Genomic DNA, 16,699 nt, shown 5'->3' on the forward strand with positions numbered 1-16,699 from the left:
AGCTTTTAACTATTACTAAGTTCATCTCCATAGATGAAGCGATCGCCATATCTTTGGTCTGATTTCACTGTTTTCTCGGATGCCAGCCCTGAAGTACAAGCGGGATTTCACCCACGAACAGCGGGTGTCATTCGCATTTGCGAACTCCGTGGATGCAGCCAAAAGTGCCAGCTCCAACAAAGGCAAGGCGGCATCTACACCTGCTGAGTACAAGCAAAACCAGTGCGCCGCTATGGGCATTGGTATGGGCCCCCGGATCCACGAGGAGTGCCCCTTCTCGGCGATCAACCACTCCTATGCCTCAACGGGCAGCCAGGCTCTGGAAGCTGCCATCACCGCTGGGTACAAGCAGGTGTTTGGAAACATCGGTATTTCCGACAACCAGCGTCTCGTCTCATTGGAGGCTTTCCTCTGTGACGGCCGCATAAACGTGCAGGGCTTCATGGCAGGCCTGGTGAAATCTGAGCTGTACAAGCAGAAGTTTTTCCACGCCGTGTCTCCCATGCGCGGTATCGAGCTCACCACCAAGCACCTGCTGGGGCGCCCTCCGATCAATCAGAAGGAAGTGAGTGCTGGCATTCAGCTGATCGCTGAAGAGGGTTTCGACGCTTTCGTTGACAGCCTGGTTCGTTCGGAGGAGTACCTGGAAACCTTCGGAACCGACACGGTTCCCTATCTGCGTGGTTTCAAGTCGGAAGCACGTGCTTCCTGCTCCACCTTTGTTGGTATGGCTGAAATCACTCCGGCCAATGCCAGCTCTGAAAACGCCATGTACACCGGCCCTTCCCTGGTGAAGCGTTTCACCAGGGATCTCGGTTCCTTCGCTGCTGCTCCTGTCTATTCAGACGACAGCGATCGTGGTGGTTTCTCCTACACGAACGCCGTAAGCAACCCCCGCAACGCTGCTTACCGCCGCATGTATGGCGGCAAGTTCAACTACGGCCGCTTCTGATTCATTGCTGCCTGCATTGACGAGTTGAGTTGTAAGGGCAGGAGGGGCAACCCTCCTGCTTTTTTGCGAGAGCCTCATTTTTGGCACGGCATTTGCGTAAGTATTTATGCTTATTGCAAATGACTCTTGCTTTTGTAAAGTTTCGACGTTTTAATTTAGTCGATGCATTACTTCGGGCTATTGGTGCACGAAAGCGGTAAAGTGACGCCTCTCTTTGGTGCTGAAATCCTCGAAGTTGCTGTCTCCAAATTCTTTGAGAGCTGTCTTAGAGCGGGATACAAGCCGATTGATGTTCACTTGCGGCTGATCAAATCGGCGTCGCCAAAATTTCCAGCCGAGATCTGTCTGGATAAAAATCTGCTGGTGTCGGCTTACAACCTTCAGGTAGAAAATTATCAATAGCGTGCTCGTTGCTTTGGCTGCGTCTTGGCGACGGCAATGACATCTTGGGGTTTACCCCCGCTTGTTGCTTTGTGGCCAGCCCCGCCGACGCCGACGCCAACCTCAAGCGGGCCCTTGAGCAGCTCAACGAGAACGAGGCGGCCGTGGCCGAGGCGATCAACGAAGCCCGCGCCGAGCACGCCCGCATTCAATCGCCCCTCGCCGGTTCCGTCCTGCTGGAACGCATTGATCAGCTGGCCACTCAGCGCTCTCTCGACAGTCAGGACGCTGCGATCCTCTGCCACTGGCCCGATGCCGCCTCCATCGGCCAGGCCTGGTTTGAGCTCAAACACCCGCGCAAGTGCGTGCCCAGTCCAATGCTCGTGCTTGATGCCTACCTCGTTGGCGCTCCGCCGTTTCTGAGCAAGGCCCAGCGGGATCTGGTTGGCGATTGGTACCGCAGCAAGGTGAGTGCCAATCCCGAGTACACCGATGCCGTCACCGGCGCGGCCAAGGCCTTCGTGCTGATCGGTGATCTCAACGCCAGCGCCGCCGGCATGGCCTGGCAGACGATCATTCCCGACCTGCTCGAGCAAGGGCATGATCTGGAGTTCAACGTCACCAAGGAGCAGGTGGCGGCGGCGGCAGCCCGTTGGATTGTTGCGGTGGCCGACACCTTCACTCCACCATCGCTGGATTGACGCTAGCGATCGATGGCTCTGCAGCTGGTTTCCGCCGACTACCTCCACGGGGACGGCATCACCTACCGGATCCGCCGCGACAGCCTTGAGCAGGACTTCACCATTGAGGAGAAGCGCGACGGCACTTGGGTGGATTGCGGTCTGGATCAGGCGGTGAAGGATGTGAATTTCGCAGAGTTCAAGCGCCTCGGCCTGTTGATTAAGAAAGTGATGGATGCTGATCAGTGGCTGGCCTGAGCGGTCCTAAATCGCAGCTGATGGCCGGCCGCGCCAGGATGTAACGAATTCGTTACACGTTGCTCATGACCGTTGGAGAAATCTTTCTGGAGAGCCTCTCCACCGGGGTGATCACCGAGCACGAGGTGAACTGGCTGGCCTCCCACCAGACCAGCTTTGATCGGCCGGAGGAGGCCGCTGCCATCCGCCTTGGCCGCCTGATGGACCAAGGCCAGATCAATCTCGGCTGCCGCTTGCCGAAGCCGATGCTGCGCCACCAGGAGGTGTTGGTGGACTGGATCGAACCCCTCGGCCGTCGCCGTCACAGTCACCGCGCGCTGGCCTGAACCAGCAGACCGTCCTTGGGTGTGGGGCTGGGGATCAGCTGCAATGCCAGATCCTGATCCGGTTGCAGCTGCAGCTCCACTGCCAGCAGCAGCCCCGCCGCCATCAGGTGGATCTCCAGTTCCGCCAAGGCCTTGCCCAGGCAGACCCGTTCGCCGCCGCCGAAGGGCAGCAGCGTCTGCTCGAACGAGCCATCCAGGTGGCGTTGCGGCCGGAATGCCGCCAAATCGTCGTCATCGCTGGCCGACGTCGGGCTCAGCACCACCTGAATCACGCTGCCTTCTGGAATAGTCAGACCCGCCAGTTCGATCGGCGCCAGGCTGCGCCGGAAGAAGCCTCCTACTGGAGGCGTCAGCCGCATTACCTCCAGCACTGTCGCGTCCAACCGCGGTGATGCCGCCTCGCTTGCCAACCCATCGCGCAACCAGCGCTCCACCTCCGGGTTGAGCAGCAGCGCTCGGAACAGGCAGCTCAGCGATGAGGCCGTTGTCTCGTAGCCGGCGAACAGCAACAGCAGCAGCTGTTCGGCCAGGTCGTCATCGTCCAGTGGAATGCCGGCTTCATCTAAGCCGCCGCTCAGCAGATCAAGCCCTCCTTGGTTGGTCCCCGCCTGGAGAACGCCCTTGATCCGCTTCAGCAGCCGTTGGCGTGCCGCCATTGCTTTGGCGAAGGGGGTGCCGGGAATCGCCAGGGGAATCGAGAACAGGGCCCGGGTCCAGATCTCGAAGTCGGCGAATAGGGAATCACGGCTAGCGCCATCCAGCCCCAGCACCGTGGTGGCGATCACCGCAAAGGCGAAGCGGCGCATCCGTGCCGCCAGCGGCAGCGGTGTGTTGGTTGTGATCAGCTCCTGGCAGAGCTCGACCACCAACTGCTCGATCGACGGGGTGTAGCGCGCCAGTGCTGCGCTCGAGAACAGTTGCCCCACCACCCGGCGGCGGGCTTTGTGCCCCGGCCCACTGCGGTTGGCCAGTGATTGGCTGCCCAGCAGTTGCCGCACGCTTTCGGGCCACCAGACCTGCAAGGCATCCCCCTGCCCCAGCAGGTCGCCGATGGCCCGTTCGCCGCGGATGAACACCATGCGCTGGGCCAGCAGCTTGGTTTCGAACACATCGCCGTGGGTCTCAAAGCGCCGCTGGGCGAAATCCGCCTGGGTGAAGAAGGCCAGGGTTTCCCCCAGTCCGCTCACGGCGCCCGTGCTGGGCAGGGTGGGGGTGGCCATCGCGGCTCGGCGTGAGCTGCCGTTCTAGGGCTGACAGTGCTGCAGGCGCTGGCTATCCCAAATGGTGTGCTGCGCCTTCTCCGTGGAACTCAATTCTCTGGTGTTTGTGCTGATCGCTCATCTGATCAGCGCTGGCCTTTCGAAAACCGTTGCCGCCCAGAAGGCGCGCAACAGCAACCGCTGGGCTGTTGCGGGGTTTCTCTTCGGTCCGTTGGGTCTGATCGCCGCCGTGGGCATGCCGGATCGTCATCAGATCGTTTATCTCCGCTACCTGGCTGAGCAGCAGGGTTACCAACCCCGCCACGCCTGTGGTGGTCAGAAGAGCGAGACCGACGCCTGAGCCTTCACCTGAACCAGCTCAGCGGCAGCGCTTAAAACGAACAATGCTGCGGGTGAGGCCTTTCTCAGGCCAGTTGGGCATCACCCGCCAGGGGGTGTGAACCGTGAGAACGTCGCCGTCGATCGCGAAAAAGCGGGTCTGTTCCGTGCCCACCCATTCCGGGTTCCAAGCCACATCCACCTGGGTGATCCAGCGGTCACCCTCGAGCCGGTAGATGCCGGTGTAGGCGATCATGCTGCTCAGCAAGGCCGATCGCTCCTCGGCGTTGCTGCCCGGTTGGCGACCCTCTGCCGAGAGCATGAAGGAGAGACGCCCCTCCGCCGTGAAGATCACATAGCCGCTGGGGTTGTCCCCCATCGGTGCGAAGGTGTTGCCGTTGGCTTGTTCCTCAACGTCGTAGCTCAACAATTGCCACGCGCCATGCACGTTGGTGGAACTGATGGCTTGGGCGGGCTGAACCGAACTGACGCTCACAACTGGATCTGTTCCTGAGCGGCAACCTATCGATCGTGATCTGGCTTTGACGGCCTGAAGCGAGGTATTGCTGCGCAATTAATGCCATTGATTGCCGAACCAGTAGCAACAACAACGAAAGTGATCAGCGGATCGGAGCGTTGCAGGGCCGCCAGCCCCGTTTCAACATCACGCTCCAGGTGTCGATCGCGTTCTGATGCGGAACGCGGTGATGGATGAAGGGTTCCGGTGGTCGGGGCGGGTTGTAGTGATACGTCCTGATCGAGACCCAGGTCATGGTTTTTGAGTTCAGTTCAGGCTTGAAATGCACCACCCGCTTTTGGGTTGTGTTCACCAACCATCCCCCTCCAACCTGGTGAGGTTGTGCTGGGGATTGGTCATTTCAACCCATTGTCAAGCCCAACGCTTTGATGATGAGGGCTGTGTCAAACCACCGATACATGCTGATTTTTTGTTTTCACAGCAAATCAACTGAATTCAATGCTTTTTTCCCCTTGTGACCAGCACAATATTTGTTCTAATAGAGAAGTCACGACCTCACAGACCCATGCTTACCGGAGCTGAATTGCTCAACCGCGTCAAGGAACTTGGTGATTGCGCCAAAACAGATCTGGCCAGAGGTTGTGGTTACGTCGTCAAAAAGAAAGACGGCTCTGAACAGGTGAAATTCACCGCGTTCTACGAGGCTCTCCTGGAAGCCAAAGGCCTTTCGTTCTCCACCGGTGGATCCGGTGTGGGCAAAGGTGGCCGCAAGCTGTCCTACAAAGCTGTGGTTCAGGGCAACGGCAATCTGTTGATCGGTAAGGCCTACACCGCTCTACTGGAACTGCAGCCCGGCGATGAATATGAGATCAAGCTTGGACGAAAGCAGATCCGCTTGATTCCCGTTGGCGGATCCGAAGAAGAGGATTGATCTCTGGTTCAGCAGCAACACCACTCTCCCCGCGGTTCCCTTAGGTTCCACGGGGAATTTTTTGGCTCCGATGCCCTATCAACCCACCAAGGAGCATCTCGACCATCAGATTCCAGACGCGTTTAAGAGCATCAACAGCGTGATGCGTCAGCTGAAGCAGGACATCGGTATGGATGACCGCTACATCGCCCTGATGCTTGATGCGCTCTCGCGGGAGTATTCCGCCAAGCAGCCGACCCGAGATGGCTTCGGCTTCCGCTAATTACCAAGCTGTTGCTATCAACCGGTAGAACTGCGTCTCCCACCACCCATGAAACGACTCCTGCTCGTTCACAACCTGGTGCACGGTCAGATCGTTGTGCATGAACTGGATAACAAGGATTTCGCCCTGGAGCTGGTGGAGGGCGATCCGGAGACCGACGATCATGGCGAGATGGACGTGGAGAGTCGCTTTTTCATCCGCGTTGACAACGAATGAGCTCGAGTTGACCTCAATGCCGACGCACGTCCGGTGCGCAGCTCAGCACAGAGCTGATCGCTGGGGCTGGATCAGCGCTATTTCGAAGAAATCCGTGGGTGGAAGGTGATGGCAACGCGCTACGTGCTTCGGACGGGGGAGGTCATCCACTCCAACCGCAACCCCGAAGAGCTTGACGTCTACTGCTACCGAACCGGCGCCGACGACCATACATGTCTGCTGCTCTCTGATCAATCCGAAGCAGATTTCCTGCTTCGCTACGGATCTGACGAGTTGAACCTGGCCTATTGACGCCGCTCGGATCGTGGCCTGAATGGGTGGGCATCAAGGCAACGCCATGGACGACGTCAGGCTGCAACAGCTGCTTCAGGAGGCCGAAGAGCATCTCCGTGCCCGCAGCTGCCGCCAGCGCTACGAACGCGCCGTGGTCCGTCTGCCCGACAGCCGCCGGGGCATCTGGTTCGGTGATGACAAACGTGCGGCTTAAGGCGCGCCGTTGACTAGAAGGGCTGGCTCCAGGGGGGCGTGCAGCAACTCAAAAATTGAAGCGATACATTCGGCCTCCACCTGCGAGATCGAGAGCAACAAGACCATCAGATCGAGCCGTCTCCGCTCCTCTGCGGATATGGGGTCCATCGGAGCGCATCAGTTCTGAGGCCATGGCGTAGGCCGTGAGCGCTTGATCGGCCGTAAGCACCTTGGCGGCTTCTTTCGTAAGCGCCTTGGTGCCTCGCTCCAGGCGCATGGCCAGCACCGCGTCCATCAGCAGCACCACCTCGTTTTCACTCATCCGGCAGTAGGGCTCGCGGTAGTCAAAGGCATGCCGGAATGCCCTGGCCCCAGCCCGGCTGAGGGTGTCGTCCAATGACACCGCGGTGAGGCCGACGGCCGCAAAAGCAGTGACGACATTTATTGGGAATGGCGCAAGCGTTGCTCAACTGTCAACGAATGGTCCCAATCTCTGTTGTTAAAAGCGCAACAGCACTATGCAGATGTGTCCTTGCACCTAGTCGGCCTTTCGCATCATTCCGGCAGGCGCTCCACGGCCACATGCATGAACCGCTTCACCATGTCGATCGGCCAGCCTTCCCGCTGCAGGTCCTCAGCGATCTGGTCGATCTGAAAGCCGATCTCTTCGGCAACCAGCTCTTCCAGCAGCTGGTTCGAATGTTGCGTGGTGGTCATGGGCTGACAGCACTGCATAGGGCCTAACCCACCTCAGCTGTGTTTCGCCACCTTGATTGCTGCCCATTGATTGCGGCGAATTGATTTCGTCGCTTTCGGTTGCAGGCTTGCGGCGCTCTTGCCAGCTTGAAGGCATGAAACAGGCTTCCCTGCTCCGGCGCATCGGCACTTACCTGCTCGGCTTGGTGGATGAGTACTGGGCCATGCGTCGTCCCTGGCAGTACGGCGCCAAGCAGCCCCAATGCGGGCTGCGGTGCGATGGCGATCACTGCGAACCAGTCGACTGACTCAGCCCAGCGCACAATGCGCGTTTACACGGGTTGCCGCTCCTCCATGTCCCCACAACAGTGAGGGAAGCAAAGGAGATGAGATGGAGTTCAAAAGCCGCATTTTCGCCACCTCGCGTGGGTCCACTATCGACGCCATCGGCGACGGCAAGTACCTGGTGTGCAATCCGGCCTATTGCTTCATGGTGCATGGCCTGCGCCAGGCCCATGAGGCCTTGCAACGTCAGGAAAAGCCCGCCCTCTGAGCCATGGCTGAATACCGAATTCACTGCAAGCACTGCGGCTATGAGGGGCAGGCCAACTCCCGTTGGATCCCCTTCGTGCAGGTGGAGAAGCGGGGGCAGGATTGCCCCCATTGCGGTCGCCCCACCCTGCTGGAGCCCTGGTGCAGGCTGCGGGCTGAGACGTCCATGCCCGACTACTGAAAGCTCTGCCAGCTGCTGGTGAGCCACTGGGGAGCCACGCTCCACCAGATGGCCGTGGCCACAAAAATGGCGGTGAGCCCAATCAGGCTGGTGATCAGCTCCTCCTGCCGCCTGTCGGAGCGAAGTTTCCTGGCTTTGCCCACGGTTGTCCTTGGATGCTTCCCTCGGTGTAGAGCCGAGGCTCTGCATTGGCCATCGGTCAAAACACCCGGCCGTAGCTCTGGCGATGATGGGTTCAGCGTCAAGGTCAGATGAGCACCGCCACGTTTGCTGAGTTCGCCGAACGGGCCGACTATTCCCTTCTGGAAGCCCTCACGGCTGACCCTGAGGCCACAGCGGATGGGGACGATCACCGTCCCCGCCAGGTGCTCTCCGGCCACTACGTGCCGGTGACGCCCACCCCGATCCCAGAGCCTCTATATCTGGCGCACAGCCGCAGCTTGTTCAGCGAGCTTGGTCTCAGCGACGACCTGGCCCAGGACGATCAGTTCTGCCGCATGTTTTCCGGCGATCTTGGTGTGGCCACCGGTCCGATGCGGCCCTGGGGCTGGGCCACCGGCTACGCCCTCTCGATCTATGGCACTGAGTACACCCAGCAGTGCCCCTTTGGAAATGGCAATGGCTACGGCGATGGCCGTGCCATGTCGGTGTTCGAGGGGTTGTTTGAAGGTCGCCGCTGGGAGATGCAGCTCAAAGGTGGTGGACCCACCCCCTACTGCCGTGGTGCTGATGGTCGCGCCGTGCTCCGCTCCAGCGTGCGTGAATTTCTGGCGCAGGAATTCATGCATGCCCTCGGTGTGCCCACCTCCCGCTCGTTGACGCTCTACGTCTCCCATGCCGAGACAGTCCGTCGCCCCTGGTACTCCGAGAACTCACGCTCGATGGACCCGGACGTGATGGTCGACAACCCTGCCGCCATCAGTACCCGGGTGGCGCCATCGTTTCTGCGGGTGGGTCAACTGGAGTTGTTCGCCCGCCGTGCCCGCAGTGAGGCCCATCCCCGGGCGCATCAGGAATTGCACCAGATCGTGGTGCACCTGATCGAACGCAATTACCGCCAGGAGATCGATCCCGGCCTGTCATTCAGCGATCAGGTTGTGCTGTTGGCGCGCTTGTTCCGTGATCGCCTCACGGCCCTGGTGGCCAACTGGATCCGGGTGGGTTATTGCCAGGGCAACTTCAACAGCGACAACTGCGCCGCCGGTGGCTTCACCCTCGACTACGGCCCGTTTGGCTTCTGCGAGCTGTTCGATCCGCGCTTTCAGCCCTGGACCGGTGGCGGCGCCCACTTCTGCTTCTTCAATCAGCCGGTGGCCGCGCAGGCCAACTACAGAATGTTCTGGAAATCCCTGCGCACGTTGATGGAGGGCAAGGCGGAGGTCCAGGCCCAACTGGATCAGTTGCTGGAGGATTTCCCCGCTGCCATGCAGGAGGCCATGCAACGGATGTGGAGCAGCAAACTCGGCCTGCCCAGTGCCAACGACGCCCTGGTGCAAGAGCTTTTGCAGCTCCTGGTGGAGTCCAGCGCCGATTATTCGATGGTGTTCCGCCGCTTGTCGGATCTGCCCGAGCAGATCGGTCCGCTGCAGGACTGTTTCTATCTGCCCCTTTCGGCACCTCTCGAATGCCAATGGAACGACTGGTTGCTCCGCTGGCGTGCCCAGTGGCCCAGTGGTGTTGCCCCGGCTCTGATCTCCGCTGGTATGCGGCGGGTCAATCCGGCGATTACCTGGCGCGAATGGTTGATCGCTCCGGCCTACCAGCAGGCCGGCGAAGGCGACACCTCCCTGATGGCTGAACTGCAGCAGCTGTTCAGCACGCCCTATGACACCCCTTCCGCCGATTTGGTGGCCCGCTACGACCGCTTGAAACCGCGGGAGTTCTTCAGTGCGGGTGGGGTGTCCCACTACAGCTGTTCGTCTTGAGCGCAGACGACGTTCTGGAGTTCTGGTTTCAGCAGTGCCGTCCCTGGCAGTGGTTTCGTCGCTGCGACAGCTTCGATGCTCTGGTGCGAGCACGATTCGTGCAGGCCGTTGAGCTCGCCCTCGCTGGAGAGCTGGACCACTGGAGCTGTGGCCCAAGCAGTGGTCTGGCCCTAGTGCTGCTGCTGGATCAGTTCACCCGTCAGATCTGGCGGGGCCAGGCCCACGCCTTCGCCGGAGATCCTCAGGCTCTGAAGCTGAGCCTGGCAGCGCTGGAGCGGGGATGGATCGCAGCGGAATCGCAACGACCGCAGCGGCACTTCTGGCTGATGCCTCTTTTGCACAGCGAAGACATCAGCGTTGTGGCTAAAGCCATCCCTTTGCTGGAGCACTTCGCAGACGTTGCCACCGCCGATGTTGCCCGCCGCCATCTCCTTCAGCTGCAGTGCTTTGGCCGCTATCCCCATCGCAATGCTGCTCTTGGACGGGTGAGTTCAACGGAGGAAGTGGTGTTTATGCAGCAATCACAACGTTGATGGTTCCTCGCCTTCATCCTTCATCAGGCGCAGCGCTGCATTCATGACGGCAGCTTTCACTGCCCGGCGCTCCAGTCCCTGGCGTTCGAAGTGCCGAACGATGCGTGACAGGTCCCACCAGACGGCCACTTCCACTTCATCCATCTCATTTGCGACGTGAAGAGTCATGGTTGCGCTGGGTCTTAATTCAGCTGTAGCCCCGTGCCAGCTACGCCTGAGGCGTCTGCGGAATGACTGCTGAATTCAGTTGCAATTCAGCCTGAACGGTCGTTCGTGGCTATGTAGCAAGTGGTTGCCTCCATTTTCCGTGCAGCACTACTTGATCGTTTGGACGTTCCCGACCGTTGAGGGTGCCTGGGAGTCGTGCCCTGGCTTTGCTGACTACATCAACTCGGGAGCACCGGGAGATGCTTTCGACGGTTTTGCTCTCAAATACCGCGTTTGCGAACCGATCAGCGGTAGTGGTGTCGCCATTGCCGTTGCCAGTGACATCGGCAAGGTGTGGGCGCATCTCGGGCCCTGGATCAAGGACTTCGGCATTCAGTTCGAGGTCACTGCCGTGGTGTCCGATGCCGAATTTGCTGCGATGTGGCCGATGGTGGAAGCTGCAGCATCCGTCAGCTAAGACGGCTGAGCCTCACACCATGGCCCGGCCTTGACTCTTGCCCTGCTTGAGCCCCTGCTGTTTCTTTCTGCGGCTGGTTCGGCTGCAGCGGGATTGCTGATCCTTCAGTTGGGGCTGCAACGAGTGTTTTCAGTAGCACCGCGCTTGAAACCGGGCCAAGACGTTGCTGCTCCGGACACCTCGCTGACCGTGGTGATCCCCGCCTTCAACGAGGCCCACAACATTGAGGCCTGTGTCGCAAGCGTTCTGGCCAATCAGCCCCCTTGCCGGGACTGGTCGGTGGTGGTGGTGGATGACGAGTCCAGCGATGCAACGGTGGAGAACGCCCTCCGCGCTGGCTCTGCAGCGCCCCACTTCCGCCTGATCCAAGCCGGCCCCAGGCCCGTCAACGAACGCTGGGTGGGCAAGAACTGGGCTTGCAGCAGGGGCGTTGAACAGCTCTCCAGCGAGTGGCTGTTGTTCATCGATGCCGATGTTCGTCTCAAGCCCGATGCCCTAAAACGGGCCCTGGCTCAGGCCCTTGATGAGCAGGCTGATCTGCTGAGCCTGGCGCCGCGGTTGAGTTGCGGATGCTTGGCAGAATGGATGGTGCAGCCGATCATGGCCAGCCTGCTGGGCCTCGGCTTTCCCATCCTCGAAACCAACGACCCGGCATCGCCGGTCGCGTTTGCGGCAGGGCCGTTCATGTTGTTCAAGGCCTCCACCTACGCGCAGATCGGTGGTCACCGGGCCTTAGCTGGCGAGGTGGTGGAAGATCTGGCCCTCGCCCGCGCCATCAAGGGAGGAGGCCATCGGCTGCGTTATCTCCTGGGGCTTGATGCGGTCGATCTGAGGATGTACCGCGACCTCGCGGCGCTTTGGGAGGGCTGGACCAAGAACTGGTTTCTGGGCTTGGACCGGGATCCCGTGAAAGCCTTTGGCGCCGCTTTTGTGGTGGTGTTGATGTTCACCATGCCATGGCTGTTGCTGCCGGCATCGCTCGTGCTGCTATGGCTCCAACCCCTGCTGGCTTCGGCTTGGTGGTGGTTGATGGGCCTGGCGAGCTTGGCCATCCTTCAACAGCTGCTGCTAAGGCTGTGGACGCGCAGCAACTTTGAGGTGCCCCTCAGCTACTGGTGGCTGATGGGAGCCGGTGGGTTGCTGGTGGGTGCGATTGGCCCCATCTCGATCTGGCGCACCCGCACGGGACGCGGTTGGACCTGGAAAGGAAGGGCTCTGAATTAGTGATGTCCCTTTTTGCGGGCATCTTCAGCCCGCCGCCGGATTGCCGCATGCCGGAATGCTTTTTCCAGCTTGGTCAATTTGGGTTGTTTGTCTTGCAGGGCAGCTTCGCCGCGGGCTTTGGCTGCGTTGATGAAATCGTCTGATTTGGTACCGCTGAGTCCACCCATCTCCATGCCTCAACTGAATCAAGCCTGGTTCCGTTCAGGCTCAATTGGGCTCGAGGCAAAGGCTTTCTATCGAATTCAGCCTTGAACGGAATTGTTTGGTAGTCCTTGATCCCATCGTTGAGCCATCAGTCCTCAAGGCTGGCATTTGGAGGCTGTGTGCGAATGTAAGCAGTCTTGATCAATTCTTTTTTTGACGATCTTTATCGGAAATCTCTCCTGGGACGCTGAGCGGGAGGATCTCATTCATCTGTTCGGTCAGTACGGCGAAGTGAGCAAATGCTCCTTGCCCCTCGACCGGGAGACGGGCCGCAAGCGTGGTTTCGCTTTTGTGGACCTCAGCAGCGAAGCCGATGAGCAGTCGGCAATCGACGACCTGCAGAACGTTGAGTGGATGGGTCGCGCCATCTCCGTTCGCAAAGCCGAACCCCGCCGCTGAGCTTCACAACAGCTTCGCTTCACCTCACTGTCCAAACCCACGGTCGGTTGTGGATGGTGAGGTTTTGTTGTGCGTTGCGTTGGGCTGTGGCTGTTCTGAGGCCTGCTGTGATGAGGCCCGGTTGAACCGACTATCCAGCCAACGCGAAACGATGTAGATCCCAATGAACATGGGGATGTAGATCTGATACGCACTCTGTTGTTCAATCTCGAGCTGATTGACGACGGTGACAGCAGCGGTGCTGAGCACGAGGTAGATCCCGACGCGCCGAAACAGGGGTGATTTGAACAACGTTGTGAGAGCTCAAGAGTTTGATCATGTTCACCTGCCGTTGAACTCCATCAACTGGGGGATGTGCCAGACGCGCTTTGCCTGCTGAGGGGGGGGCGCTGCAACGCTCCGATGCCACCCGCCTATGACCTGATCATTGAGCGTGGGGGCTCAATCGTGGTGGATACCATCGATGCCTGTGACGAAGATGCTGCCTGGCGCGCTGGCCTGATATGCACATCGAGGCACTGTTGGTCGTGGTCTGCAAGGACGAACACGACCCCGAATCGACGCGGGCTTAGTGTTCTATTAAGAGCTGGAGCGATGTTGTGATCGGTTTGATCGCCTCAGGTTTGTTCCTGGTGTTTCCCTCAATTCCCGGAGCGGATCTGTCCCTGTTCCACCAGCTCAACAGGGAACTCGGTGCCATCTGTCAGGAGCCACCCGCTCAGGCCATCAGGGTCTGTCGCCTTCATGCCCGCCTGGTGAACGGCTGAGTCAGCGCTCGTCCGGCACCACACCACAGGCAACCCGTGCACCACCTCCACCGAGGGGGGCTCGTCCCTGTAGGTGTCGCCGCCTGCATGAACAATCAGTGCTTTCCCCTTCAGGTCAGCTGTGCTGAGCCGTGGCGCCACCACGCTGGTATTGGTCTTGCCGTCGCCATCCACCACCAGCCTGCTGAGATCGCCTCGGTGACCGTTTCCGAAGGGGCCGAGGTGTTGACCCGTTTCGTCAGGGTCCCAGTGACCTCCGGCAGCCAAGCCGGCAACAGCTTTGCCCTCATCGGTTTCGCCCACTTCACAGCTTCCCGTGCTGTGGAGATGGAAGCCATGTTCCCCAGGGCTCAGCCCCGCCAGATCGGGATAAATCACCAGGCCCTGGTCGGTGTCTTGCACTGTGACGCTGCCGATCGATTCGCCAATGCCCATGGCATCAATGCGTTGCAGGGTTACCTCCAGAGCTCCGCACCAGCTTGGAGTGAGCGTGAGCAGGCTGATGAGCAGAACGAGCTGGGCGAGCAGGAGACGCATCACAGAACAGCGTGTTCTTGAATTGTCGCCCCCGGTTGGTGCCGTCTGCGGTGAAGATGGTGCGTCGTTCAGCTGATGCTTGGTGATGCGTTGGGAGTACACCCAGTTGCGATTCGTGCCCCGGGGGAAGTCGTGGACCGGGGAAATCGAGGAGCTCTGGCTGGATGATCGCCAGCTGATCTCCAGAAGTCATCCGCAGCGTGACGTCACCCTGGTGGGCTTGATGAATGAATTGGGAGAGCAGGGTTGGGAATTGGTGACCTACGCCCAACCCTTCACTGGCTACCACGGTGGTTGCTACACCTTTAAACGTCAGAAGTGAGCAGGTGATTTAGAGCGGGCTGGCATTGATGTGCTGGGCCATGCCCATAAAACCGATCACGAGAAGAGCAACAGCGACGGTTGAGGCAATGGATGCCAAGCCCATTTGAGTTTGATTGCTCAGGCTTTTCATGCATCAACCTCGTTTTTTAGATGTACGAGAATGCATTGCTCGTAACAACTGCCATCATCAAGATTGCAGAGGGTCAGGCATTCAAAATAGGCATTCACTTGTGATTCAGTGACGCAAGCTTGGGAAGCATTTGGTGACTCCAGGTTTGTATTCAGCATGTCTTTATCAATTCGCAGAGCGACACTATACCGATTTTCTTTCTTGAGCAATGAAATTATTGCGGCGGGTAAATACCTAGATAAAATTACCTATATCAGGCTGATTGTGATGGTCGGTCTTTGCTTTTGGGTTGATCCCTTGCTTCTTATGGTGAGCCGATGAGCAAGGGCAACCCCGCTGAACGGCTCGAGGACGAGCTCGATCGTGCCAAGGCTTGTGGCCGTTGGCTCAGTGACGATGAGCTGGCTGCGCTTGGTCGTGAGGCTGATGCCGAAGCCCTTCTGGTTGAGGCTAAGAAACAGCGTGATCGCAAGCTGATGATCCTCGCCGGGGTCTGCCTGTTGATCCCGCCGTTGTGGCCTGTGGCCCTCGGGCTGACCCTGTTTCTTCTCTATCCAGACACTATGGCCAGGATCGGGCTGGCCGCCGCAATCACCTTCTTGGTGGGCGGATTGCTGTTGGCCGGCGTGCTCTGTTTGGCGATGGTCTGGCTTATTAAGTTGCTGTTCTGATCAGCTCTGCTGAGATCAGTTTCGTGATTTCACCACCGTCATACCGACGGGGGTCAGGGCAATCAAAGCCAGCTTGATGTGCTGAATGCCAAAGGGAATGCCGAAGATCGTCACAAAACAAGCCAGTGCACTGCTGAGGTGACCCGGGGCCAGCCACCAGCCGGCCACAAACCAGATCACATTGCCGAGCGCACCCGGGGGGCTGTTCCCAGATCACCTCGTCCCCTGAGCTGACGACGGCTCACGGCCTAGGAGCCGAAGGGCCAGAGCTAGAAACAGCCGACCCCCCAGCACGACCTTGCCCATGGCATCCAACGATAGTGATGGCGCAGATGAATGCGGACAGCCACCAGGCCAGAGCCATGGGAAGTTAGCCGAGAACAACCCAGAGCAGGTTGAGGATTATCGAGATCATGTCTCCATTGTCACGGCAAGCCCAAGGCCCTTTCGTTAAATTCTGTTAAATGTGTTTGACCAGGCATGGTGGGCAATTTCGGGATTGTGGGTTGTGGATATGTCGGATCCGCTGTCGCCACCCATCTCAGGCGCCAGGGCCATGAGGTTGTCGGCACCACTACAAGCCCCGGACGATTGGCTGCACTCTGCGATCTGGTCGACCATCCCCGCCTCTACAGCGCTGGCGATCCGATGGCGGATTCCAGCTTCTTAAATCGGCTCGATGGGGTTCTTATTGCGATGGCGCCCACCACCGCCACCTTTGAAGAAGATCAGTATGAGAAGGTTTATGGTCAGGCGGTTCCGGCCCTTATTGAGGCGCTGCATCAGCGCCAGGGACGGCGACCGCTGCATGTGACCTACCTGAGCAGTGCAGGGGTGTATGGCGATCAGGCCGGCGCGATCTGCAGTGAGCTGACCCCTCCGGATTGTTCGAACAACGCCAACGCTCTTCTGGCCAGCGCCGAGACGTCTGTTCTTTCCTTGAACGACGCTTCAACCCAGTCCTGTGTGCTGCGGCTCGGTGGTATCTACGGTCCTGGCAAGGACATCCCTTCGTATATCCGCAGTGCTGCTGGGCAGCCGGTTCGCAAAAACGGCAATCACATCAATGCTTGGGTTCATCTTCACGACATCATTCGCGGTGTTGACTTTGCCTTCGGCCGGCGGCTCCAAGGCATCTACAACCTTGTGGATGATCTCCAGTTCACCCGGCGTCAGCTTTCCAATGCCTTGTGTGATGACTTCGGATTGCCCCCTGTGATCTGGGACAACCACGATCGCCCCGGTGCACGCATCTTCAATGCCCGTGTCAGCAACGCCCGGCTGCGTGAAATCGGATTTCAGCTCAGCGTCAGCTCCATGCTGGACCCTGTTGCGGCCTGAGGGCCCAGCCCCGATTAGCGAAGCTGTTCAAAGTTCGCGGCGGATTTGATTTTTCGATACAGCTTGTGCATCGATTTCTCATTTTTTGTTGTTGATGTAA

General features: G+C 59.2%; 33 protein-coding genes and 2 pseudogenes. 24 read left to right on the plus strand and 11 right to left on the minus strand.

What is annotated here, in order from left to right:
- The first annotated feature begins 79 nt into the window (after positions 1–79).
- From Syncc8109_RS04580 to Syncc8109_RS04600, 5 genes are all read left to right on the plus strand, one after another.
- Positions 80–952 (plus strand): phycobilisome rod-core linker polypeptide, encoded by an 873-nt coding sequence (locus Syncc8109_RS04580; RefSeq protein ID WP_006850949.1) that lies wholly within the window; start codon positions 80–82, stop codon positions 950–952.
- Positions 953–1,114: 162 nt separating this feature from the next.
- Entirely contained in the window at positions 1,115–1,354 is a 240-nt protein-coding gene (locus tag Syncc8109_RS11680; RefSeq protein ID WP_071823055.1) for a hypothetical protein, read from the plus strand.
- A gap of 71 nt (positions 1,355–1,425) precedes the next feature.
- Positions 1,426–2,034, plus strand: a complete 609-nt coding sequence (locus tag Syncc8109_RS04590) for a hypothetical protein (RefSeq protein WP_025362233.1) — start codon at positions 1,426–1,428, stop codon at positions 2,032–2,034.
- A 12-nt stretch (positions 2,035–2,046) separates the two neighbouring features.
- Positions 2,047–2,271 (plus strand): hypothetical protein, encoded by a 225-nt coding sequence (locus Syncc8109_RS04595; RefSeq protein ID WP_006851914.1) that lies wholly within the window; start codon positions 2,047–2,049, stop codon positions 2,269–2,271.
- A gap of 65 nt (positions 2,272–2,336) precedes the next feature.
- Complete coding sequence (locus Syncc8109_RS04600; RefSeq protein ID WP_006850759.1) at positions 2,337–2,597, plus strand: hypothetical protein; 261 nt, start codon at positions 2,337–2,339, stop codon at positions 2,595–2,597.
- Here the strand turns inward: Syncc8109_RS04600 and Syncc8109_RS04605 are convergent.
- The gene (locus Syncc8109_RS04605; RefSeq protein WP_006851326.1) at positions 2,579–3,817 is read right to left on the minus strand and encodes a cytochrome P450; all 1,239 of its coding nucleotides are present in this window, start codon (positions 3,815–3,817) and stop codon (positions 2,579–2,581) included. The two genes, Syncc8109_RS04600 and Syncc8109_RS04605, sit on opposite strands and share 19 nt — an antisense overlap.
- 82 nt (positions 3,818–3,899) lie before the next feature.
- Between Syncc8109_RS04605 and Syncc8109_RS04610 the strand changes: the two genes are divergently transcribed.
- Positions 3,900–4,157 carry a hypothetical protein gene (locus tag Syncc8109_RS04610; protein ID WP_232202469.1) on the plus strand — a complete coding sequence of 86 codons (258 nt, stop codon included), beginning with the start codon at positions 3,900–3,902 and terminating at the stop codon, positions 4,155–4,157.
- Between the two features lie 18 nt (positions 4,158–4,175).
- On the opposite strand, the gene Syncc8109_RS04615 is transcribed toward Syncc8109_RS04610, so the two are convergent.
- Positions 4,176–4,631 carry a lipocalin-like domain-containing protein gene (locus Syncc8109_RS04615; RefSeq protein ID WP_006851580.1) on the minus strand — a complete coding sequence of 152 codons (456 nt, stop codon included), beginning with the start codon at positions 4,629–4,631 and terminating at the stop codon, positions 4,176–4,178.
- A gap of 124 nt (positions 4,632–4,755) precedes the next feature.
- A complete protein-coding gene (locus Syncc8109_RS04620; RefSeq protein WP_006850979.1) occupies positions 4,756–4,965 on the minus strand; it encodes a DUF1651 domain-containing protein in 210 nt (69 codons plus the stop codon).
- Between the two features lie 213 nt (positions 4,966–5,178).
- On the opposite strand from Syncc8109_RS04620, the gene Syncc8109_RS04625 reads away from it, so the two are divergent.
- The 5 genes from Syncc8109_RS04625 to Syncc8109_RS12200 all read left to right on the plus strand — a co-directional run bounded on the left by Syncc8109_RS04625 (position 5,179) and on the right by Syncc8109_RS12200 (position 6,509).
- Positions 5,179–5,544, plus strand: a complete 366-nt coding sequence (locus tag Syncc8109_RS04625; protein WP_006850785.1) for an AbrB family transcriptional regulator — start codon at positions 5,179–5,181, stop codon at positions 5,542–5,544.
- Positions 5,545–5,614: 70 nt separating this feature from the next.
- Positions 5,615–5,806 (plus strand): hypothetical protein, encoded by a 192-nt coding sequence (locus Syncc8109_RS04630; protein WP_156915488.1) that lies wholly within the window; start codon positions 5,615–5,617, stop codon positions 5,804–5,806.
- Positions 5,807–5,854: 48 nt separating this feature from the next.
- A complete protein-coding gene (locus tag Syncc8109_RS12535) occupies positions 5,855–6,022 on the plus strand; it encodes a hypothetical protein (RefSeq protein ID WP_006849666.1) in 168 nt (55 codons plus the stop codon).
- A 108-nt stretch (positions 6,023–6,130) separates the two neighbouring features.
- Positions 6,131–6,313 (plus strand): hypothetical protein, encoded by a 183-nt coding sequence (locus tag Syncc8109_RS04635; RefSeq protein ID WP_025362235.1) that lies wholly within the window; start codon positions 6,131–6,133, stop codon positions 6,311–6,313.
- Between the two features lie 46 nt (positions 6,314–6,359).
- Positions 6,360–6,509, plus strand: coding sequence for a hypothetical protein (locus Syncc8109_RS12200; RefSeq protein WP_170950621.1), 150 nt, complete (start codon positions 6,360–6,362; stop codon positions 6,507–6,509).
- Between the two features lie 48 nt (positions 6,510–6,557).
- On the opposite strand, the gene Syncc8109_RS04640 is transcribed toward Syncc8109_RS12200, so the two are convergent.
- Both Syncc8109_RS04640 and Syncc8109_RS12540 read right to left on the minus strand, forming a co-directional pair.
- Positions 6,558–6,893: a hypothetical protein gene (locus tag Syncc8109_RS04640; RefSeq protein WP_232202470.1), complete on the minus strand. Its 336-nt coding sequence runs from the start codon at positions 6,891–6,893 to the stop codon at positions 6,558–6,560.
- A 152-nt stretch (positions 6,894–7,045) separates the two neighbouring features.
- Positions 7,046–7,207 (minus strand): hypothetical protein, encoded by a 162-nt coding sequence (locus tag Syncc8109_RS12540; protein WP_198015273.1) that lies wholly within the window; start codon positions 7,205–7,207, stop codon positions 7,046–7,048.
- 134 nt (positions 7,208–7,341) lie between these two features.
- On the opposite strand from Syncc8109_RS12540, the gene Syncc8109_RS12545 reads away from it, so the two are divergent.
- The 3 genes from Syncc8109_RS12545 (at position 7,342) to Syncc8109_RS12205 (ending at position 7,919) form a co-directional block, all read left to right on the plus strand.
- Positions 7,342–7,494 (plus strand): hypothetical protein, encoded by a 153-nt coding sequence (locus Syncc8109_RS12545; RefSeq protein ID WP_198015274.1) that lies wholly within the window; start codon positions 7,342–7,344, stop codon positions 7,492–7,494.
- Between the two features lie 83 nt (positions 7,495–7,577).
- Entirely contained in the window at positions 7,578–7,739 is a 162-nt protein-coding gene (locus tag Syncc8109_RS12550; RefSeq protein ID WP_006851237.1) for a hypothetical protein, read from the plus strand.
- A gap of 3 nt (positions 7,740–7,742) precedes the next feature.
- Positions 7,743–7,919 (plus strand): hypothetical protein, encoded by a 177-nt coding sequence (locus Syncc8109_RS12205; RefSeq protein ID WP_006851940.1) that lies wholly within the window; start codon positions 7,743–7,745, stop codon positions 7,917–7,919.
- On the opposite strand, the gene Syncc8109_RS12555 is transcribed toward Syncc8109_RS12205, so the two are convergent.
- Positions 7,913–8,062, minus strand: a complete 150-nt coding sequence (locus Syncc8109_RS12555) for a hypothetical protein (RefSeq protein WP_006850636.1) — start codon at positions 8,060–8,062, stop codon at positions 7,913–7,915. The two genes, Syncc8109_RS12205 and Syncc8109_RS12555, sit on opposite strands and share 7 nt — an antisense overlap.
- A gap of 108 nt (positions 8,063–8,170) precedes the next feature.
- Between Syncc8109_RS12555 and Syncc8109_RS04650 the strand changes: the two genes are divergently transcribed.
- The gene (locus Syncc8109_RS04650) at positions 8,171–9,844 is read left to right on the plus strand and encodes a protein adenylyltransferase SelO family protein (RefSeq protein WP_006850874.1); all 1,674 of its coding nucleotides are present in this window, start codon (positions 8,171–8,173) and stop codon (positions 9,842–9,844) included.
- Positions 9,841–10,377 carry a DUF924 family protein gene (locus Syncc8109_RS04655; RefSeq protein WP_006849743.1) on the plus strand — a complete coding sequence of 179 codons (537 nt, stop codon included), beginning with the start codon at positions 9,841–9,843 and terminating at the stop codon, positions 10,375–10,377. The genes Syncc8109_RS04650 and Syncc8109_RS04655 overlap by 4 nt, the downstream gene beginning before the upstream one ends.
- Here the strand turns inward: Syncc8109_RS04655 and Syncc8109_RS12210 are convergent.
- Positions 10,366–10,545: a hypothetical protein gene (locus tag Syncc8109_RS12210; protein ID WP_006850301.1), complete on the minus strand. Its 180-nt coding sequence runs from the start codon at positions 10,543–10,545 to the stop codon at positions 10,366–10,368. The two genes, Syncc8109_RS04655 and Syncc8109_RS12210, sit on opposite strands and share 12 nt — an antisense overlap.
- 139 nt (positions 10,546–10,684) lie before the next feature.
- Between Syncc8109_RS12210 and Syncc8109_RS04660 the strand changes: the two genes are divergently transcribed.
- From Syncc8109_RS04660 to Syncc8109_RS04670, 4 genes are all read left to right on the plus strand, one after another.
- Positions 10,685–11,002 (plus strand): DUF3303 domain-containing protein, encoded by a 318-nt coding sequence (locus Syncc8109_RS04660; RefSeq protein WP_025362236.1) that lies wholly within the window; start codon positions 10,685–10,687, stop codon positions 11,000–11,002.
- 30 nt (positions 11,003–11,032) lie between these two features.
- Complete coding sequence (locus Syncc8109_RS04665; protein WP_006851273.1) at positions 11,033–12,226, plus strand: glycosyltransferase family 2 protein; 1,194 nt, start codon at positions 11,033–11,035, stop codon at positions 12,224–12,226.
- Between the two features lie 2 nt (positions 12,227–12,228).
- Complete coding sequence (locus tag Syncc8109_RS12215; RefSeq protein WP_156915489.1) at positions 12,229–12,369, plus strand: hypothetical protein; 141 nt, start codon at positions 12,229–12,231, stop codon at positions 12,367–12,369.
- A 214-nt stretch (positions 12,370–12,583) separates the two neighbouring features.
- Positions 12,584–12,829 (plus strand): RNA-binding protein, encoded by a 246-nt coding sequence (locus tag Syncc8109_RS04670; RefSeq protein ID WP_006850138.1) that lies wholly within the window; start codon positions 12,584–12,586, stop codon positions 12,827–12,829.
- 24 nt (positions 12,830–12,853) lie between these two features.
- Here Syncc8109_RS04670 and Syncc8109_RS04675 read toward each other — a convergent pair whose 3' ends face one another.
- Entirely contained in the window at positions 12,854–13,120 is a 267-nt protein-coding gene (locus Syncc8109_RS04675) for a hypothetical protein (protein ID WP_006850705.1), read from the minus strand.
- Between the two features lie 308 nt (positions 13,121–13,428).
- On the opposite strand from Syncc8109_RS04675, the gene Syncc8109_RS12850 reads away from it, so the two are divergent.
- Positions 13,429–13,596 (plus strand): hypothetical protein, encoded by a 168-nt coding sequence (locus tag Syncc8109_RS12850; RefSeq protein WP_156915490.1) that lies wholly within the window; start codon positions 13,429–13,431, stop codon positions 13,594–13,596.
- A gap of 1 nt (position 13,597) precedes the next feature.
- On the opposite strand, the pseudogene sodC reads toward Syncc8109_RS12850, so the two are convergent.
- Positions 13,598–14,133 (minus strand): annotated as a pseudogene (gene sodC / locus Syncc8109_RS04680) (superoxide dismutase [Cu-Zn] SodC).
- An 85-nt stretch (positions 14,134–14,218) separates the two neighbouring features.
- On the opposite strand from sodC, the gene Syncc8109_RS04685 reads away from it, so the two are divergent.
- Entirely contained in the window at positions 14,219–14,455 is a 237-nt protein-coding gene (locus Syncc8109_RS04685; RefSeq protein WP_006851383.1) for a hypothetical protein, read from the plus strand.
- Between the two features lie 9 nt (positions 14,456–14,464).
- Here Syncc8109_RS04685 and Syncc8109_RS13035 read toward each other — a convergent pair whose 3' ends face one another.
- Positions 14,465–14,587 carry a hypothetical protein gene (locus Syncc8109_RS13035; protein ID WP_006850954.1) on the minus strand — a complete coding sequence of 41 codons (123 nt, stop codon included), beginning with the start codon at positions 14,585–14,587 and terminating at the stop codon, positions 14,465–14,467.
- A 317-nt stretch (positions 14,588–14,904) separates the two neighbouring features.
- Here Syncc8109_RS13035 and Syncc8109_RS04690 point away from each other — a divergent pair, with 317 nt between their 5' ends.
- Entirely contained in the window at positions 14,905–15,258 is a 354-nt protein-coding gene (locus Syncc8109_RS04690; RefSeq protein ID WP_006849846.1) for a hypothetical protein, read from the plus strand.
- A 15-nt stretch (positions 15,259–15,273) separates the two neighbouring features.
- Here Syncc8109_RS04690 and Syncc8109_RS04695 read toward each other — a convergent pair.
- Positions 15,274–15,622, minus strand: a pseudogene (locus Syncc8109_RS04695) (YccF domain-containing protein).
- Positions 15,623–15,738: 116 nt separating this feature from the next.
- Between Syncc8109_RS04695 and Syncc8109_RS04700 the strand changes: the two are divergent.
- The gene (locus tag Syncc8109_RS04700) at positions 15,739–16,599 is read left to right on the plus strand and encodes an SDR family oxidoreductase (RefSeq protein WP_006850888.1); all 861 of its coding nucleotides are present in this window, start codon (positions 15,739–15,741) and stop codon (positions 16,597–16,599) included.
- Positions 16,600–16,699: the final 100 nt, after the last annotated feature.

The organism is Synechococcus sp. WH 8109, from assembly GCF_000161795.2.
Classification (GTDB): Bacteria; Cyanobacteriota; Cyanobacteriia; order PCC-6307; family Cyanobiaceae; genus Parasynechococcus.

Excerpts from the sequence above, each read along its gene's own strand:
- Syncc8109_RS12200 (WP_170950621.1), top strand. The coding sequence starts at position 6,360 with ATGGACGACGTCAGGCTGCAACAGCTGCTTCAGGAGGCCGAAGAGCAT.
- Syncc8109_RS13035 (WP_006850954.1), bottom strand. The coding sequence starts at position 14,587 with ATGAAAAGCCTGAGCAATCAAACTCAAATGGGCTTGGCATCCATTGCC.
- Syncc8109_RS04685 (WP_006851383.1), top strand. The coding sequence starts at position 14,219 with ATGCGTTGGGAGTACACCCAGTTGCGATTCGTGCCCCGGGGGAAGTCG.
- Syncc8109_RS12540 (WP_198015273.1), bottom strand. The coding sequence starts at position 7,207 with ATGACCACCACGCAACATTCGAACCAGCTGCTGGAAGAGCTGGTTGCC.
- Syncc8109_RS11680 (WP_071823055.1), top strand. The coding sequence starts at position 1,115 with ATGCATTACTTCGGGCTATTGGTGCACGAAAGCGGTAAAGTGACGCCT.
- Syncc8109_RS04635 (WP_025362235.1), top strand. The coding sequence starts at position 6,131 with ATGGCAACGCGCTACGTGCTTCGGACGGGGGAGGTCATCCACTCCAAC.
- Syncc8109_RS04600 (WP_006850759.1), top strand. The coding sequence starts at position 2,337 with ATGACCGTTGGAGAAATCTTTCTGGAGAGCCTCTCCACCGGGGTGATC.
- Syncc8109_RS12545 (WP_198015274.1), top strand. The coding sequence starts at position 7,342 with ATGAAACAGGCTTCCCTGCTCCGGCGCATCGGCACTTACCTGCTCGGC.
- Syncc8109_RS04700 (WP_006850888.1), top strand. The coding sequence starts at position 15,739 with ATGGTGGGCAATTTCGGGATTGTGGGTTGTGGATATGTCGGATCCGCT.
- Syncc8109_RS12215 (WP_156915489.1), top strand. The coding sequence starts at position 12,229 with ATGTCCCTTTTTGCGGGCATCTTCAGCCCGCCGCCGGATTGCCGCATG.
- Syncc8109_RS04595 (WP_006851914.1), top strand. The coding sequence starts at position 2,047 with ATGGCTCTGCAGCTGGTTTCCGCCGACTACCTCCACGGGGACGGCATC.
- Syncc8109_RS12205 (WP_006851940.1), top strand. The coding sequence starts at position 7,743 with ATGGCTGAATACCGAATTCACTGCAAGCACTGCGGCTATGAGGGGCAG.
- Syncc8109_RS04605 (WP_006851326.1), bottom strand. The coding sequence starts at position 3,817 with ATGGCCACCCCCACCCTGCCCAGCACGGGCGCCGTGAGCGGACTGGGG.
- Syncc8109_RS12550 (WP_006851237.1), top strand. The coding sequence starts at position 7,578 with ATGGAGTTCAAAAGCCGCATTTTCGCCACCTCGCGTGGGTCCACTATC.
- Syncc8109_RS04630 (WP_156915488.1), top strand. The coding sequence starts at position 5,615 with ATGCCCTATCAACCCACCAAGGAGCATCTCGACCATCAGATTCCAGAC.
- Syncc8109_RS04625 (WP_006850785.1), top strand. The coding sequence starts at position 5,179 with ATGCTTACCGGAGCTGAATTGCTCAACCGCGTCAAGGAACTTGGTGAT.
- Syncc8109_RS12535 (WP_006849666.1), top strand. The coding sequence starts at position 5,855 with ATGAAACGACTCCTGCTCGTTCACAACCTGGTGCACGGTCAGATCGTT.
- Syncc8109_RS04650 (WP_006850874.1), top strand. The coding sequence starts at position 8,171 with ATGAGCACCGCCACGTTTGCTGAGTTCGCCGAACGGGCCGACTATTCC.
- Syncc8109_RS12210 (WP_006850301.1), bottom strand. The coding sequence starts at position 10,545 with ATGACTCTTCACGTCGCAAATGAGATGGATGAAGTGGAAGTGGCCGTC.
- Syncc8109_RS04580 (WP_006850949.1), top strand. The coding sequence starts at position 80 with ATGCCAGCCCTGAAGTACAAGCGGGATTTCACCCACGAACAGCGGGTG.
- Syncc8109_RS04690 (WP_006849846.1), top strand. The coding sequence starts at position 14,905 with ATGAGCAAGGGCAACCCCGCTGAACGGCTCGAGGACGAGCTCGATCGT.